The sequence below is a fragment of the bacterium genome, from assembly GCA_037131655.1.
In the GTDB taxonomy this organism is placed as follows: Bacteria; Armatimonadota; Fimbriimonadia; order Fimbriimonadales; family JBAXQP01; genus JBAXQP01.
Genome location: JBAXQP010000013.1, coordinates 1 through 17638 on the forward strand (window position 1 = coordinate 1; position 17638 = coordinate 17638).

The following is a 17638-nucleotide window of genomic DNA, read 5'->3' on the forward strand; positions in this document are numbered from 1 at the left end:
TAGAGCAGCTGTTTTGTAAACAGCGGGTCGCGGGTTCGAATCCTGCCATCGGCTTTGATATTTAGGTTCAAAAACACCCCAGCCAGAGAGTTGACTGAGGTGTTTTTTGTGTTTGTACCCTTGTTAGGTTTATACGTCGGCTTTCTTGAGGCTATGGCCTGCTGTGATACCATCGCTCAACTTGTTTGCGGCTAGTCTCAATGCAGGGTGTGATGTATGGGTATAGACGTTGGCTGTTATTCGTATGTCTTGGTGTCTTAGAAGCTCGCTGACGATCTTCAGATTAACCCCTTGATCAAATATCATGCTATTTAAAGTATGGCGAATAAGATTGCGAGCTTCATAAGGGGTTCCAAATCCGGTCGTAAACACAAGGTTTATCGGAATTTTCCATTGTCTGCTGATCTTCATACGTTGCTCTAACTACTGGGTATGCCGATTGCCTAAAACTTGCATTTCTACTGGATTCTTCAGGATGAAGAATAATATTTAGATTGTCTAACAAAATTGCTTTTCTGACGTCAAATTCGTTGCAGTATCAATCAAAACAAAGTAAAATATGACTACGGAATTATTACAGCTTATTGCTGTATTTGGAGGCTGAAGGAATTATGAAACGAAAATTTGTTGTATCGCTAGTATTACTAGTTGTGCCGGTATTACTTGTCTATGCATTGGCGACTTATACGGGTGTCTTGAAGTCAACCTATAATGTCAAGCCAACCAGCGCTTTGGCAAAAGCCGGTTGCTCATCATGTCATACCACAAAAGCGCCAAATATGAGTTGTTGGACGCTGAATGTATATGGAGAGGCACTGCATACTGTTCTAAAAGCCGCTCAGCCTAATGTTGCTAAGCCAGTCCTGACTGCCGCCCTCTTGCACAAGATCGACACTCTTGACTCAGACAATGATGGCGTGAAGAACGGTGTAGAGCTTAATGCCGGCACTCTTCCTGGCAATGCAACAAGTAAGTAGTAGCTAGCTCAACTCGTAAGATGGGCACGGAAATGTAAGTATTTCGTTACTCGTGATGAATCGAGTAACGAAATACTGATTCAAAAATATAGTTACCTGGGTTGCTGGGTATAAAGCTGCTCAAAGCGTATCGAATGAATTTTATTTACATATGGATGGGTAAAGATGTTGTTCCCGCTAGGAAAAGGATTTTTCGGAGGGGCTGGTATTTTAGGTGAAGGGAAACGGAGAGCTTTTCTCGTCTTAGGGCTTTTAGCGTTTCTGTGTCTTTTCTATGTCTCATTTGCCCAAACCAAGGAGGAGTGTCTTGGTTGTCATGAGGGAGCTGAGCAGACTCGATCGAAAACAGGAACAACAGTTAAACCGGTAGATCCAAAACTTCTGAATAATTCACCACACGGAAAGCTCGAATGCGTTGCTTGCCATCTGGGATTCGATCCTAACAATGTTCCACATAAAGCGAAAATGGAGCCGGTCAATTGTTTGAATTGCCACAAGAAAGCTCCAATCCAGCATATTTACCACAACGATTTCATACCACAAGGCGTCCCTAATGCTCAAATCATAGCCGAATGCAAAAAATGCCACGGCACACACGATATGAGTACGCACCTTTTAACCTCCTGCAAAGAATGCCATGAGGAAACAGTAGGTCAGTTTGTCAAATCCGATCATGGCAAGGCATTGAAGGGAAAAGTCAGCGCGGCGCCAAACTGCATATCTTGTCACCGTAAAGAGATCATTCAACCGGTAGCAGGCGCTAATGGGGCTGGACCAAAGATTGCTCAGGAAAAGGCCTGCCTATCCTGCCATCTTGATAACCCAAAGGTCAACGCTCGTGTCCAAACAGGTGCGGGATTTATTGGTTCCTATGAGAAAAGCGTTCATGGAGCTGCTCTGCTTCGAGGTAATGAGAAAGCGGCCAATTGTGTCGACTGTCACGGCAGTCATGATATTGAAAATGGCCTAAGCTCGACTTCATCAGTGAGTAAAGCGAAGGTTCCTGAGACTTGCGGAAAGTGCCATGCCGAACAAGCAGCACAATATCGAGAAAGCATTCACGGCATTGCAGCTAGTAAAGGAAACCCCGATTCGCCCGTTTGTACGAATTGTCACGGTGAACATAGCATTCTCCCTCCCAGCGATCCCCGTTCTCCTGTGGCTCCGGCAAACGTTGCTCAAGTATGTTCAAGCTGTCACAGCTCTGTGAGACTTTCACAGCGATATGGCTTCCCTTCAGACCGATTTAAAACATTCAACGATAGTTTCCACGGGTTGGCAATGCGAGGCGGAAATATCAAAGTTGCCAACTGCGCAAGCTGTCATGGTGTCCACAACATTAAGCCTTCGAGCGATCCAACCTCCACTGTGAACAAAGTCAATTTAGCTAAAACTTGCGGTAAATGTCATCCCGGCGCTAACGAACAGTTTACAATGGGGGCAGTGCACCTCACTCTTACGCCGCGACAGCAACCGATTCTTTATTGGATTGGCATCGCATATATTCTCCTCATCACAGCAACAATCGGCGGTATGCTGGTTCACAATGTGCTTGATTTCCGAAGAAAATCACACCGGACATTCCAAATTCGAACAGGTGAAATCGAGGAAAAACTATCAGGCCGCGGCATTTTCCTTCGAATGACGGTGAACGAGCGTATCCAACATTTACTACTAACGATAAGTTTTATCGTACTTGCTGGAACCGGCTTTATGCTTCGTTACCCCGACGCCTGGTGGATTACCCACCTTCGAAGTGTCTACGATCAAGTCTTCGAACTGAGAAGCTTTATCCATCGCGGTGCAGCAATTACCCTCGTTGTCACAGCTTTATATCACCTCTTTTATATTGCCTTTACAAAGCGGGGCAGACAATTCATAAAGGATATGTTCCCACGTATTAAGGACGCTTGGGATGTTATTGGGATGTTCAAACTTAACTTGGGCCTTTCCAAAGATAAACCTCAACTGGATCGCTTTAGCTATGTTGAAAAGAGTGAATACTGGGCGCTGATCTGGGGCACAGTAGTGATGACAATCACCGGCATCCTGATGATGTATGAAAACGTGTTCATCAGACTCTTTACAAAACAGGGTTACGATATCGCCAGAACCTTCCATTTCTACGAAGCATGGCTAGCGGTGTTAGCTATACTGGTTTGGCACTTGTACTTCGTTATATTTAACCCTGATGTCTATCCGATGAACTTCGCATGGATCACTGGCAACCTGACAGAGGAAGAAATGGAAGAAGAACATCCTCTTGAATTAGAGCGCATCCGTGAAGAACAAACTAAGAATTCAGACAAGACTGAAGGTTCAAGCTAGAACAAGAAAATTAGACAATTCAATATTCATATTTTCACTAACGTTAATTTAGTAGAAAGAGGCGAATGGTATGTCTGAAAAAAGAAGATTTCCAGAGTCGTTCTACAACATGACGACGGTCGTAAGTGTTGTTCTTGCGCTAATATTTTTTAGCTTGATCGTTTTCCTGTTCTTAATCGACCTTTTTGCACACCAAGGAAGCCCCTATATGGGGATAATTGCCCTTATCATCCTTCCTGGGTTTTTGGTCCTATGCTTATTAATAGCAATTGTCGGGATATTGCGCGCACGATGGCGTATTAAAAAGGGAACGGGACAGGGACCACTTCATTTCGCGCTAGATTTGCATAATAAAAAGCATCGCAGCGCCTTTATCCTCGTAACGATAAGCGGTGTTCTTTTTATTATGGCTTCTTCATTCGGAAGCTATTTCGCCTATGACTACACTGAATCGGTTTCATTCTGCGGGCGCGTCTGCCATAAAGTGATGGCGCCGGAATACGAAACCTACAAGCTGTCTCCACACGCGCGTGTAGCTTGCGTTCAGTGCCATATCGGACCAGGCGCAACCTGGTTTGTTCGCTCAAAACTTTCAGGCTCCTATCAGGTTTATTCTGCGATCTTCAATAAGTATTCAAAGCCGATCGCCACTCCCGTTCACGACCTGCGTCCTGCTCAGGAAACTTGCGAACAATGCCACTGGCCCAAGATGTTCTACAGCCAAAAGCTTCAAACAGGAGCCTACTTCTTAGCTTCCGATCCGGCGAATCCGCGTACGGATATTACATTGGCCGTTAAAATCGGAGGCGGAAATCCAGGCACCCAACCTTCAGAAGGTATTCACTGGCATATGTATCTTAATAATGAGATCACTTATATCTCCACTGATAAGCAGCGGCTTCAGATTCCCTGGGTGCAGTCAAAAGGGGCTGATGGCACTATCACTGTTTACCAAAGCACAGAGACTCCATTAACTAACGAGCAGGTCGCTAAAGGGACTAAGCGTAAGATCGACTGCATCGATTGTCATAATCGGCCATCTCACATCTTCAGACCGCCAGATCAATGTGTGAACAAAGCAATGGGTCATGGTGAGATTTCACCTGAGTTACCCGGCATCAAACAGTCCGCGTTGGATGCATTGAACACAGAATATAAGACAACTAACCAGGCGATGGCGCAAATTGCTAAGTCTATTAACGATAATTATCAAGCCAATTATCCTGACGTCCTGTCGACCAAAGGGCCGCTGCTTCAAGCGGCAATTGAGGCTGTGAGGAAAATTTACCGTGAGAACTACTTCCCAGAAATGAAGGCGAATTGGTCCGCACATCCGAATAATCTGGGGCATCTTTACTCACCAGGATGCTTCCGCTGTCACGATGGGAAGCACGTCAGCCCAACAGGAAAGGTAATTACAAATAACTGCAATACCTGTCATACGATTCTGGCTCAGCAGGTTCAGGGTCAGAAACAAAGAGTATCGATAAAAGGTCTCGAATTCGAGCATCCAATGGATATCGGTGATGCTTGGAAGACCACCAACTGCAGCGAAAGCGGTTGCCACGGACTATAGTTCATTCATTCAAAAGGGGCAAGGCTCATGCCTTGCCCCTTTTGCTGTCTTATGCTGAGCCATGACTGCCTATTCGCCGCAGCCCTTCATATCTTCCCTTCACCACCAACTCCCTGATGTCGGACAGAGAGCGTCTGCGGGTTACTGTAACCGTATAGCATCCACATCCAGACTGTCTAACTGATCAATAGCCATGCCAAGACGGTAGTGGATGCAAGCCCAGTCGTAATACACATCAAGCTTCTCAAACGATGCAATAGAGCTCATCTCTTATAATAGTGAGAGGAATAACCGTGGATGAGATGCTGAGAACTATAAGACCAATAAATAAGGGCAAGGCTAATGCCTTGCCCTTATTGTTAGCCATCCTTGGCGTTGAAGATTACTCTCCGCCACCCTTCTTAGCTTCCTTCACCATCTGCGCTCTGATGTCAGCCAGAGAACGTCCACGTGTGACTGGAATGGTCACCGACGCTACCCTCAAACTATCCAATTGAGCATTGGCAACGTCGATAAGGTAACGAGCATAGCCTGCATTATGCACGCCGAAACTTGCATCTCGAACGACGTAATAGTAGTTGTTACGAGCCCGCTTGATTGCGAGCGGAATATTCGTGTTGGACTGGTCTGCCGGTCCGCCAAATTCAGCAGAACTATACTGCCAGTGCAGACGATTTCCATCGATTGATATACCCCAGTTATCTAAACGCTGCCTAAGTGCAAGCAGTTTGGTTGTGATATCGTCCTGGGTAACTGAACGCCGATTCGTGGCATCAGTTGGAGTATGGCATGGTGCACAAGCTTCCATGTTTGCCACAAAGCTATGCTGACCAGGACCATCGATCATGTGGCAGTGAATGCACTGATCTTCCGCTTCGGCATGTGCAGTGAAACGCACAATTGGACCACCACTCGCCTCCCATGCACTATCCTTCAGACCAATAAGCATATTAAACTGGGGACTATCATGCATACCCGGTCGCGATGTGCTTGAGGTCAGTTTCGCATCTCTGCCATCTGCACCGCGGCCGTTATGGCACTGAGCACAGATATGGTTAAACGAGGTGTATTGGTCGACACTCGCGCCAGGTCCAATCAGAGCCAACTGTGCCGTATCGTCAGGAGCAACGAAAGGCGCGCGACGAATTTGAAGGTCCTTGCCCTCTTCATCGACCATATAGCCTGTTGGATCATGAGGATCATGGCAGGCTGAACAAGTGGCAGAAGTTGCCAGTTGTTGTGGGTCACCCGCAGCTAATTCATCTTTGGCTCTTTGAGCGAAAAGCGCCAACTGACCCGCGAATACCGTACCAATAAGGCCTCGATCTACAATCTCCACCTTGAATTCCGAATTATGACAACGCATGCATGTGCTCGATCCGCCTGCGCCTGCATCCGCTACCATTTCACGATGCTTTGATTGCACCCACTCATCATGCTGTACTAAGCTTCGTCCCGCAGCCCCCGAATGGCACTGTTCACAGACAATCGCCGAAGTGATATTTGGGAAGATGAGTATATTGGACTTAATGACGTCCTCTGTTTCATGTGCCTCAGCTGATGCCACATGTGTGCTTCCTGGACCATGGCAGGATTCACAGCCAACGCCTTTCAACGCGTGGACAGTATTCTGCCAATGGTCATAAACACCGCCACCAATAACGCGACTTTTAGCTAGGGCCGGTTCATCTGGAACATTGTGGCACTCGCCACACTTTTCAGATCCTACTAACTTTGCGCCTTTCTGCCCGACGGGAAGAAGCCCAAGAAACGATGCAGAAGGTCCGGGAGGTGCCGCACCAGCGCCGCCGCCGCCGCCGCAGCCGCCAATCAACATTGCAGCTGCCATTAAAGCGACGCTGCTGCCGATAAGAGTCCATAGTGTAAATCGTTGTTTCATCAATTGCTCCCCTCTACTTAAGAAGCTAATACTTCTTTCGTAACCAAAATGCGATTCTGTCTGAATCATAATCCCTACCCAATTGCTCGTTATCATCGAACTTTTGGGAACTGTACTCAACACTTGCTTCAGTATTCGACGAAACCTGAGCGTGGACTGATAAGCCAACATTACGCTCAGCAACATCACTGGCCATGGCGCTGGCGCTTTCCGCATAGGAAGCCTCAACCCACCAGGTTTTATTAATTGTATAAGACACATCCGAGGTTACTACCCATGTGTCTGATGTAAAGTTGTCAAGAAATCGACTTCGATATATGTGGTGTCCATAACTAGCTGATGCAGATAAGCTATCAGTTATTTGTACCCAACCAGACAAGTCGCTTTGTTTGATGCGATAAATCATGTCCGAATAAGGATTGTTCTCACGCTCTTGTATAAAACGATAACTAAATCCCCAATTGTCCTGTGGAGTATATGTTGCGCCATACTCGGTACGCACCATGTGCCTAGGCACTAAGGGAGCCTCGAGTGTCAGGCCATCTTCTCCTTCGACTTGCGATGGCGGCAATTTACGTCGCAATCGGTCGGTAAGGATCATCCAAATTTCAAGTTCCTTTAACGGCTTTGCGCGAACAGCTAACCAAGCTGTATCCACTTTCGGGTTATAAGTCGTCGAATGATCAGATGCTAGATAGTCGATACTTCTCGAATCGTAACCGGTTCTTATCAAGAGTCCTTTAATACTAACTAATGCCAGCCGACCACCTGCCGACGTTACATTCTTCGCATATCCTGAACTGTTGAACTCGCGATCCATTTCCATATTCGTAAAATAGGCGCGCAAGGTAACCGCATCGCCAATCAAACCCTGGACATCTGCCTTTACATTCGTTTCCTTAATGTTATGTCCAAAGGAATTTTCATAGGTTGAATTTCTTGAATCTACTGCTGTGTCCTCTTGTGAAACCGTCAGCTTGCTCGTAACATTCGGTCCAAAGTCAGCCACTGCTTCAATTGAGTTTTCCTGTACGATATTTTTCGGTTGGTAACCAGTGTGGTCTTCAAATTCATTTGCCGTATGGCTCAAACGCACAAATGCCGCCTTAATTGGGCTGACAATAGTAACCCCACTGCTTCGTACTAGAAAATCCGGATAACGTACAAACGGTCGCTGAGGTAAAAAAGCCTCGAAATTAGTGGAGTAGTCAAGGCTGTTAAGATAAGCCTGCAGCGTCCACAAACTTGCCAGTTGCGCTTTTGGATCACGCGATAGCGGCATATCCATATCAGCGCCCCAAATCTTTCTTTCTACCGAAAGATCACTGAATACCGGATGACCTCGCCATGCGTTATAAGACAATCGGAAACGGTTTATCGGCCACGCCGTCCAAAACTGATAAAGCTGGCTGGTATCTATCCTTCCCGGCAAATACACATCCATCGCCACAAGTCCCGAACCAGGAAGGCTTCGGAAAAGTAATAACCGCTTAAGGAGCAATCCCTCTTGCGGAGTGGCGTATTGCTCAAATTTAAAACGATTGCCTGTGACAGACTGTAAATCAAAGCCGAATTGGAGATCAAGAACATCCGTTTCGATGCTTGAAGGAGTTTCAACCACTACAGCAGGCGCCTCCTCGAGAGGAGGAGCAGGCGTGGTTTCGACAGATGGCGTAGTTGTATCTGTTGACACTTCTTGCCCATAGACGGGAAGCATCGCCAGCATTAATGCAAATCCTACGCTTATCCAGATTCTAACACGCATAGCTTTTCTTTCCTACTGTAAAAATTTAGGATCTACATTCGATCCATGAGTATGGGTATGACAATTCCAACAGCGACCAGGAAAATGCTTTGTAGCCTTCGTTGCATGGCACTGTAAACACAATCCACGTCCGTTGAACTTTAATAACTGTACGTTCGGACTGCCATGAGGACGATGACAGCTGGTACATGGCTGGGTATAGCCGTTTACCGTCGGGTCGTGCTCATGAATGAATGGTCCGCGTTTGTCCCGATGGCAAGTGTCAGTGCATGTCTTCTTTTCATCTTTTTTAAGCAATCCCTCATCGGTACCGCCGTGAACGTTATGGCAATCTGAACAATCCATCTTGCCTTCCTTTAAAGGGTGGTGCGAGTTCTGAAGGAACTGACCGCGAACCGTCTTATGACATTCATAGCAGACTTCATGCTTCGATTTAACCAGCATTAGCGGGTTATCTACTTTTGCATGGACTTTGTGACAATTGGAACAGCGAACCTTCGCAAGTGAGTGTATGCTTACCTGCCAATCATGCTTTCTAATCTTATTGGCATGACACTTGAGACAGACCTCACTGCTTTGGCGTGCGTTGACTTTGTCAGGGTTTAAAATATGTTCGGGAGCATCCTCTACGTGAAGACTTCCAGGGCCATGACACTCTTCGCAGCCCTTAACTTCTGACTTGCGGCTTGGATCCATTAAAAAACGGCCGTGAGGTAGCTTGAGCCAACCCTCGCCAAGTCGGTCTTCATGACAAGCAAGACAAGTATCTGTGCCAACATACTCAGCTTTTTCAGTTGGCGGAGATGTTTTTACAGATTCTTTATTCGGCACAGTCTCGGATGATTTAACAACATCAATAGTATTGTTTGGCGTGTTCGTATCTTCTGATTTAGTTGGGGCTAAACCCATTACGAATAAACCGACTGTAGCCAATGAAGCGATTACCGCCCATTCTTGTACATGCTTCAATTCATGCGCTCCTTCACTAATACACTAAATAAAAAGCCCATTCATACTTTATACGGTGCGACAGGCTTACTCTGTGAAATTCATCACTAACCATGAACCTCTATCACATTGTGCTATTATACAAAAATAAAGACGACTTGTCAAGCAAATTAGTCAGGAATATCAATAATTTTTCAGATACCTGTTTAATTTTTATAATTTTGCAAAATTTCTGTTCGGTCTGCGAAAGTTTGGTACAATGAAGCTATTAATAACTCGTAAGCGTTGGAGGTGTGCTATGGTTTGGAGTAAGTTCTTAGTGAAGTGTGTGTCTTCTGCCACCGCAATCCTGTTGCTTTCGGCAATATCTGGTGTATATGCCACCCCTGAAGCAACACCCGCTCGTCCACTTAAACCACCTATAAAAGGTTCAGCGATGCATGGACGCGGGAATTTTCAAGCAAAAGGATCTGGGACAGCCAGTGTTTCAGCCAATGGGCTTATATCAGTTAAGGGTGAAGGAACACTAAAAGTCACGGCTAATAACCCAAAGCAACTTTTTGTTAAAGGGTTTGTTGAGACGAATCACGAAGGCGATGTGATTACCTACACAGGTAATGGAAGATTTTTTGTCAAAGGGGAAAAGCTTACAGTCGACTTTGACGGCACAGTAGATCGCATATTAGTCGGCGGCTCAGGCAAAGCTCTCCTCAATGGCACAGGCACTTACAGCACTGTAAAAGGCGATGGCAAGTGGAAAAGTGATGGCGTATCTGTAGAGTTCAAAAAATAAAGGGAACCAACGCTATTAAGTCTATGTTTTCAACCAAGGGCGACCATAAACAGGTCGCTCTTTTAGTTTTTTAAGATATGCTCCTAAAAACCCACGGGGCTAAGGAATAGTTTTAATAAGTGATTTCGGCCCGGTCATCTCGATGACTGCAATCCAGCAATAGCGGCGAAGGGGTGGACAAAGAGTGAATAAAGCAGAGTCTATTCCAGAGAGAACTGACAGCAAAAAGTGGAACCCCGGCTTTCCGTTGAAAGGGATGGCAAGAAGTGATACAAAGCAATAGGTTCGCATTTTAACGGATGAGAAGTACTTGCGGGCAAGCGCGATATCGCTCATCAGAAGCGGATGTTCGTCTTGAGTTCGCAGCCCAGGAGTACGCGACCTGAACACTTTGAGCAGAATATTGTGACCCAATGGCTCAAGAAAAACCGCCCGTCCACTTGGTTTAATAACTCGGGCAATCTGGGAATAGGCTTTCTCTAAGTCCAAATGATGCAAAATTCCCGACCCGCACACGAGATCGAAGGATGCATCGGGGAAATCGAGCGATTCGGCATTCATTACCTTGAAATCCGCTACAAGACCAAGACCTGAGGCTTTGGCGGATGCCTGGGCAATCGCTTCTTCAGAGATGTCTATGCCGACAACCTTTGCCCCAAGCTCCGAGAGACGAAAGGCGTAACTGCCAACTCCGCAACCATACTCCAACGCTGCTGCGCCCTGTTCGATGTCACAGACCGATGCCGAATAATGAGCAAACGCTCGCTCAGCGACAGAATAGAATTTACCAACCCCCGCCCTTGTATTGTCGGCAAACGCCGTATTATGAAACTCTCTCTCACGCTCAATCCGATTAGTCTCTGGCATAGCTTCCCCTCTCTAGAATACCCTGAACCAGTAATTGTACGGATAGCTTCAAACCTATCTCTCCAAATTCCTCGGCCAGGTTGGGTTATCAGCTCCAACAGGAAGGTGATCAAGTCCGTCTTGACGAACCCAACTATATGACATTCGTTTCTGATTATAGGCGCTCACCCAAAGCTTTCCTGCCGAATCGAAGACGGCATCATTAGTATTGACATCACCTGCTTCTTGGATTTCACGGCTAAATTTCGGATGCCATTTATACGCCTTCCCCCAACTCCCATCTTTCCAAGAAATATATCCATAGCTCGAAAAGCCTGTTCCGCCAAAACGCTCGAACCACCAGCACAATCGGCTGTTAGCAGAATCCCAAACTAACTCACGAATCCCCATGCTCGCATGAGATGCGCGGGTGCTGTCGAGGTCAAGGGAACCTTGTAATGTAATAAGTCGTTGCTTGCCGACTACTTCCATCTTTGCCAAATCGATAGGAACTTCATAGAGCGAGCCGACATTCACAAACCAGAGGGAACTCTGGTCTGGAGATAATAACGGCGCATAAACAGAGGTAAAGAAAAGCGCCCACATGGATTTCAGATAGCGGAAATTACCCTTCGGGCCTAAAAGCTGTTTTGATTTACCTGTCTTAACTTCTGCCATCCATATCGCGCCGATCCAATCAGCTTTGTCGTTATCCGAGGCAGGCGCTAACCCTTTTTTTTGACGGTGATACTGATAAGGTCGATTTCGAGTATAAAAAAGCTTATCGCCTGAATTGCTCCAGGTGATCGAAGGTTCATAAAACATATACTGATGGCTTAGAACAGGGTCATGAGTTAATTGTTTAACCTGCCCGTCGGCAACTTGTATGAGCCATACATTACCGCCTCGCAAAAACGCCACCAAATCACCTTTTGGAGAAAATGATGGCGCCTCACCAATTGGTTGAGGGAGTGGTCGAGGGCCGACCGGTTGATCGGCAATGACAATATGGCCTTTCAGCTCATAAGCAACTAAGCTGGAGGGTTGGATAGCAATTCCTGAAACTACGCAACAAAGCGCCGCGATTAGGGCAGCGGCCTTCATGAGGGAACTCATCTTAAGCTTCTTTCCGTGCCCCTAGGCACATAATGTGTTACGACGATCTCTTATAAAGACACTCTTGTTAAGAGGGGACGTCGCTAACACAATGTTATCAGATAAGCAAGCATTTTCCTTCAAGTTTTTAGGGATTTTTATGGGCTATGTGAATGAGATAAAACTCTACTTACGGGAAAATTCGTTATATAGCTTTTGGATTTCGTCCCTATGGAGTTCGGTGTCGATGGCCAGCAGCATGAAGATGCTTCGCATCTCCGGATGATCCCCATCGGCTACCTTGTAATAACGTCTTTCAAGGATGCCTTTCTCAAACTCCAAGGCGGTCCTCAGCGCCTCAAGAACGGTGTTAATCGTTGAAGCTTCCGCGACTTTAGTCTCAAGATGAACGAGTGATGTACGCATCGCTTCCAACTCGAAGCGGTCTTGATTAAAGGATAGCTCGCCTTTTTTGATTTTCGAACGCAGCCCGTCGAGCATTTTCGCATGACCACGTTCAGCCCCAGCTAGTCTTTTCCAAACCTCTTTGAGGTCCTTAAACCGCTCCGCGTAGGTATCGTACATCTTCCCAAGTAATTCCTCATGAAGCGTCAATAAAGCGATCACCAAATCCTGTTCGTCACTAAGACTCATTTACAACCTCCTCTCTGCATCTATTCATTGATAATTATGTTCGATTAAGACTTTGTTTTTCCTATGTAATTAAGCGAATACTCTTGAGACCTTGACCGGGCGGTAGTCTCAAGAGTATAACCGGATACGATCATTCATTGATCAACACATGGAGGAAGGTGAATTCATGCCCGGAAGAGAAACCAGGCTGATGCGTTTTTTTGATCGAGATTCTAATGCCGTTGTCATCGCTGCCGACCACGGCGAGTTTGACGGGCCAATACCCGGCATGGTGCGGATCGATGAGGTTGCCAACAAAATCGATCCAGTGGTGGATGCCGTACTCTTATCGCCGGGCATTCTTCCGCGATTTTCGAATTTATTTGGAGCAAGAAACGCCCCGCTAGCCGTTATGCGCTTGAACTGGTGCAGTGTTTATTGCTTTGATTGGAAGTATCGCGAAGCTCCCGCCGTTCAAGCAGTCAGCGCCGCCGAAGCCATCCGTTTGGGCGCCGATATTGCATTGGTCTCATTAACCCTTCAAACGGGAAGCGAACAACGGGATGTCCAAAACGTCGAACTATTTTGCAAGTTGAGACAGGAATGTCACTCGTTCGGCCTTCCGGTGATTGGTGAGTATTTCCCATCGGGACACCTCGAAATGACCCCTGAGCATCTTCACGAACAGATTAAAATCGGCTGCCGCATTCTCGCCGAGCTTGGGGCAGACTGCATCAAGACATTCCACACTCATAAATTCCCAGAGGTAGTCGAAGGCTGCCCCATCCCGATTTTGGGTCTGGGTGCTGAAAAGTTGCCCACCCAATTAGATGCGCTTAAACTAGCCAGCCGAGAAATTGCCGAGGGTGCAAGGGGCGTCGTCTTCGGTCGAAATGCAATACAAGTCCCAGATCCCCCCGCCTTCCAACGAGCGCTTTGTGATGTAGTCAAAAACAACGTCACCCCAGAGCAAGCCGTTGCGAAGTATGGGCTGTAGGGAAAGTATTGCTTAGTGCGTAGTTCGTATTTCCGGAATCCCGGATACTTAATACGCACTACGTACTACGCAATTATCCCCCAAATCAGAGGTAACACGAACATGAAAAATTGGGCATCGATTGAACCGGCGGATTATCCGAAGCTGGTTTCTGATACTATTCCCGGCCCGCTCTCGCAAGAGATGCATGCGAAGGCTGAGGAGATTATGAAGGGGTACTCGGGGCAAGTTAAGCTCTTCCCAGTGTGCTTTGAATCAGGGCATGGGGTGACCATGAAGGATGTCGATGGGAACGAGTACATCGACTTCTCATCGGGCATCTATGTGACCGGCCTTGGGCACTGCCATCCGAAAATATCGGAAGCTGTTGCCAAAGCGGCGCATACCCTGATGAACAGCCACGACTTCACGACCCCCATCAAGCTTGCGTCGCTCGAAAAACTTGTCGATGTGCTGCCAGGCGATCTGAATGGCGTTCAGCTTTATGATTCGGGAACAACGGCTGTGGAATCAGCGCTCCGACTTGCCCGAGCAGCGACCGGCAAACAGGAATTCATCTCCTGCTATCGTGATTTCCACGGCAAATCAGGCCACTCTGTCAGCCTTGCCCGAATGAATTCAACAAACGGACCGGCACGTGCAAGCGGCTTTTATATGGTTCCCCGACCCGATCCTTATCGCCCTATTTTCATTAAATCCGACGGCTCAATCGATACCGACCGCTATCTAGAATTCTACGATGAGTTCATCACCGAAGCGACTACGGGGCAGATTGCGGCGTTTGTATTAGAGCCAATTCAAGGCTGGGCAGGCTCAGTCTTTCCGCCTGATGACTTTCTACCCAAGCTCTCAGAGTTCTGTAAAAAGCATGAAATGCTTCTCATCGCCGATGAAGTATTGACCGGCATGGGACGAACTGGCTCATGGCTTGCTTGCGAGCATTACGATGTCCTCCCTGATGTCGTCACCCTTGGCAAAGGACTAGGCAATGGCTTCCCAGTAACCGCGATGGTTGCCCGTGAGAAGTATAAGAATTCGGTCGACAAGATATCGGCCTCCACATCCTATGGTGGAAACCCAATGGCCTGCGCGGCGATGTTGGCGTCGATTGAAGTGATTGAAGAGGAAGGCATCCTGCAGCATGTTCAGGAGTTGGAAGTATTCTTCAAGATGCGTCTTGAAAAGATGAAAGCTGAGCACACGATTATAGGCGATGTAAGGGCTAAAGGATGCTTAATGGGCGTGGAATTGGTCAAAGACCGCGTTACCAAAGAACCCTTCGATGTCGCCGGCAAGATGGTCTATCAAAAGGCGTTCGCAAAAGGCTTGGCATGGATCCCCGCCGGCCATATTCTCAGAATGAGCCCGCCCTATATCATGGAAGAACCGATTGCCTCTAAGGCGATGGACATTATCGACGAAGCTATCGGCGAAACGGAAAGAGAGTTATGCTCATGATCGATAGCAGCAAGCTAAACCCGAGTTTTGTCTTTGATGAGATAGACGAAAAAGTCTGGCAGAAAGAGTTATCCAGCTTCGTGCCTGACCGAATTTTTGATTTTCACGGTCATATCAATCTGGCTGAACATGCGCAGATCAAAGAAGAAAACCGCACGAACCCATCCATGCCGTTCGTGGTCGAGGATTACCCAATTGAAGCTTTTGCCGATGTCGAAAAAACCTTGTGGCATGGCAGAGAAACCAAAGTGCTCCTCTTTGGCTCGATTGAGTCCCACGCCGATCTTGAACCGATGAACGCCTACGTCAGCAAGTCGGCTCATGAGAATGGCTGGGAAGCGCTAATGGTCCCGCCGATTAAAGACAGCGCCGATACTTTGCAAGCCAAAATCCATGGAGGCGGATTTATTGGCTTTAAACCGTATTGGACCTTCGTGACTTGGAAAGATCAGAATGACGTCACGCTAGAAGACATGATCACTCCTGCCATGCGCGAGGCGGCAAATAAAGAGGGGCTTTTGATCGAGACCCATATCCCACGGGCAGATCGGTTAGCCGATCCGGTCAATATGGAAGGCATCAAAAGGCTGTGTGCCGAATCGCCGAATGCAACAATTTTGCTCTCGCATTTCGGTCGATCCTACTTCCCCGATGCGATGGGGGATGGTCTGTCGTTGAATAACATCCCCAATTTAGTCATTGACCTCAGCATGATGCAGGACGCGGAAGTGCTTGAAGCTGTTTTCACAAATTTTGACCGCAAGAAGATTGTGTTTGGCCTCGATCTCCCCTTTGCCCAAGAAAAAGGCAAGCTAATCAGCATCAACGGTCAACGACACTTCTTCACCAAACGTCCCCATAAATGGAGTGCTCATGTTGCCCCCGACGGATACGAAGTACGTTGCACCCTGTTTGCCTATGAAATTGTGAGAGCCATTAAAAAGGCTGCAACCGCCGCCCATCTCAAAGATAATGAAGTCGAAGATATCTTCTGGAACAACGCCAACCGCCTTGTAGGCGAAGTCAAAAGCCGCAGATAAATTCGCAGGAGCAACAACATGAAAAGCGCTAAAGCTAAAGCAGGGATTATCCTAACATCACTTGAGTTGTACCGCCAGTGCATGCCTGAATTGGCTGGTAAGCTCGAGGAGTATTGGACAGGTGTGCTTCAAAACATCGTGGGAGATACGGCGGAACTGCACTTCACGGGGGTGTCTCACTCACCCGAGGAAGTCAGCGCTGCGGTGTCATCCTGCGAAGCGGCAAAGTGCGCATTATTGGTTGTTCTTCCTCTGACCTATGCCCCAAGCGGCAGCGCTCATACGGCGCTTGCAAATTCAAAACTTCCCCTGCTTCTGGTCAGCACAGCACGTGATGCCACATTGCCTTATGATATGGCAAGCGATCAAATCATGGCCAATCATGCCGTCCATGGTATTCAAGACCTAGCCAATGTTCTCCATCGTGTTGGGCGCACATTCGAAATCATCGCCGGTCATCACGATGACCCCAAATTCAGCATCAAGCTCTTAGACTCGATTAAAGCTGCTGCTGGGGCACAGGTATTGCGTCACGGGAGAATTGGCCGATTGGGCGAACCCTTTGAGGGCATGCTTGACTTTATGTTCAGCCCCGCATCGGTCTCCCAATCGCTAGGACTGGAAATCGTTACGTTGGAGCCAAGCGATCTCGCCACTCTTGCAGGAAGTATCCACACTAAAAGAACCGCCGCCTTTATTGATTGGGTAAGAAATGAATTCGAGGTTGACCCTAAGTTCACCGACGCCGATTTAGCCGATACCGCTAACTGGTCATTAGCCTTGGAAGGTTTAGCTGATGAAAATGGGCTGGATGCTATCGCCATGAACTTCAAGACCGTCAACGATTCAGGGGCGCCGACCCTTCCTTTCTTAGGCGCAAGCCGACTTATGGCCAGGGGGATTGGGTATGCGGGCGAAAGCGATGTGCTGACTGCTTCGTTAATGGCTGCAACGGCACACCTAGCGGGTGAAGCTACTTTTACCGAAATGTTCTGCCCCGACTACGAGCGCAACGAAATCCTCCTCAGCCATATGGGCGAGTGCAACTATGCCCTTGCTGACCCGTCCAAAAAAGTGTGGCTCGCCGCCAAAGATTTCGCTTTCGGCAAGCCGGTGCGAATAGCCGTCCCCGTCTGCCAGTTCCGTCCCGGCAAAGTCACTCTCGCCAGCTTAACCGAGTGGAATGCCGGAAAATTCCGCCTAATCGTCACCACCGGCGAAATCCTGAAGGCCCCCGACCACCCGAACCTGGACAGCCCCTACAGCCGCATTAACTTCGGCC

15 protein-coding genes are annotated in these 17638 nt (G+C 47.6%); 8 read left to right on the plus strand and 7 right to left on the minus strand.

The features are described from left to right. Window positions 1-129 precede the first annotated feature (129 nt). On the minus strand, window positions 130-411 hold the full coding sequence (locus tag WCO51_01305) for a hypothetical protein (GenBank protein ID MEI6511897.1): 282 nt from the start codon (window positions 409-411) through the stop codon (window positions 130-132). Between the two features lie 200 nt (window positions 412-611). Here WCO51_01305 and WCO51_01310 point away from each other — a divergent pair, with 200 nt between their 5' ends. The 3 genes from WCO51_01310 to WCO51_01320 all read left to right on the plus strand — a co-directional run bounded on the left by WCO51_01310 (window position 612) and on the right by WCO51_01320 (window position 4881). Then, on the plus strand, window positions 612-977 hold the full coding sequence (locus WCO51_01310; GenBank protein MEI6511898.1) for a thrombospondin type 3 repeat-containing protein: 366 nt from the start codon (window positions 612-614) through the stop codon (window positions 975-977). A 165-nt stretch (window positions 978-1142) separates the two neighbouring features. Next, window positions 1143-3305: a cytochrome b/b6 domain-containing protein gene (locus tag WCO51_01315; protein MEI6511899.1), complete on the plus strand. Its 2163-nt coding sequence runs from the start codon at window positions 1143-1145 to the stop codon at window positions 3303-3305. Between the two features lie 70 nt (window positions 3306-3375). Further along, window positions 3376-4881, plus strand: coding sequence for a NapC/NirT family cytochrome c (locus tag WCO51_01320; protein MEI6511900.1), 1506 nt, complete (start codon window positions 3376-3378; stop codon window positions 4879-4881). Between the two features lie 382 nt (window positions 4882-5263). On the opposite strand, the gene WCO51_01325 is transcribed toward WCO51_01320, so the two are convergent. From WCO51_01325 to WCO51_01335, 3 genes are read right to left on the minus strand one after another with little or no spacing between them, the layout of a single operon-like run. After that, window positions 5264-6781: a hypothetical protein gene (locus WCO51_01325; protein ID MEI6511901.1), complete on the minus strand. Its 1518-nt coding sequence runs from the start codon at window positions 6779-6781 to the stop codon at window positions 5264-5266. Between the two features lie 25 nt (window positions 6782-6806). After that, complete coding sequence (locus WCO51_01330; protein MEI6511902.1) at window positions 6807-8546, minus strand: hypothetical protein; 1740 nt, start codon at window positions 8544-8546, stop codon at window positions 6807-6809. A 12-nt stretch (window positions 8547-8558) separates the two neighbouring features. Continuing rightward, window positions 8559-9515, minus strand: a complete 957-nt coding sequence (locus WCO51_01335) for a DmsE family decaheme c-type cytochrome (GenBank protein MEI6511903.1) — start codon at window positions 9513-9515, stop codon at window positions 8559-8561. Between the two features lie 277 nt (window positions 9516-9792). Between WCO51_01335 and WCO51_01340 the strand changes: the two genes are divergently transcribed. Further along, complete coding sequence (locus WCO51_01340; GenBank protein ID MEI6511904.1) at window positions 9793-10287, plus strand: hypothetical protein; 495 nt, start codon at window positions 9793-9795, stop codon at window positions 10285-10287. A gap of 99 nt (window positions 10288-10386) precedes the next feature. Here WCO51_01340 and WCO51_01345 read toward each other — a convergent pair whose 3' ends face one another. The 3 genes from WCO51_01345 to WCO51_01355 all read right to left on the minus strand — a co-directional run bounded on the left by WCO51_01345 (window position 10387) and on the right by WCO51_01355 (window position 12882). Continuing rightward, entirely contained in the window at window positions 10387-11154 is a 768-nt protein-coding gene (locus WCO51_01345) for a class I SAM-dependent methyltransferase (GenBank protein MEI6511905.1), read from the minus strand. A gap of 54 nt (window positions 11155-11208) precedes the next feature. Then, window positions 11209-12237, minus strand: coding sequence for a DPP IV N-terminal domain-containing protein (locus WCO51_01350; protein ID MEI6511906.1), 1029 nt, complete (start codon window positions 12235-12237; stop codon window positions 11209-11211). Between the two features lie 177 nt (window positions 12238-12414). Then, on the minus strand, window positions 12415-12882 hold the full coding sequence (locus WCO51_01355; GenBank protein MEI6511907.1) for a ferritin family protein: 468 nt from the start codon (window positions 12880-12882) through the stop codon (window positions 12415-12417). A gap of 166 nt (window positions 12883-13048) precedes the next feature. Between WCO51_01355 and WCO51_01360 the strand changes: the two genes are divergently transcribed. The 4 genes from WCO51_01360 to WCO51_01375 form a co-directional block, all read left to right on the plus strand. After that, window positions 13049-13858 (plus strand): hypothetical protein, encoded by an 810-nt coding sequence (locus tag WCO51_01360; GenBank protein ID MEI6511908.1) that lies wholly within the window; start codon window positions 13049-13051, stop codon window positions 13856-13858. 102 nt (window positions 13859-13960) lie between these two features. Next, window positions 13961-15316 (plus strand): aspartate aminotransferase family protein, encoded by a 1356-nt coding sequence (locus WCO51_01365; protein MEI6511909.1) that lies wholly within the window; start codon window positions 13961-13963, stop codon window positions 15314-15316. Then, window positions 15313-16356: an amidohydrolase family protein gene (locus tag WCO51_01370; protein MEI6511910.1), complete on the plus strand. Its 1044-nt coding sequence runs from the start codon at window positions 15313-15315 to the stop codon at window positions 16354-16356. Before WCO51_01365 ends, WCO51_01370 begins: the two co-directional genes overlap by 4 nt. An 18-nt stretch (window positions 16357-16374) precedes the next feature. Next, window positions 16375-17638, plus strand: a 1264-nt coding sequence (locus tag WCO51_01375) for a hypothetical protein (GenBank protein MEI6511911.1), incomplete at its 3' end; no start/stop codon positions are given.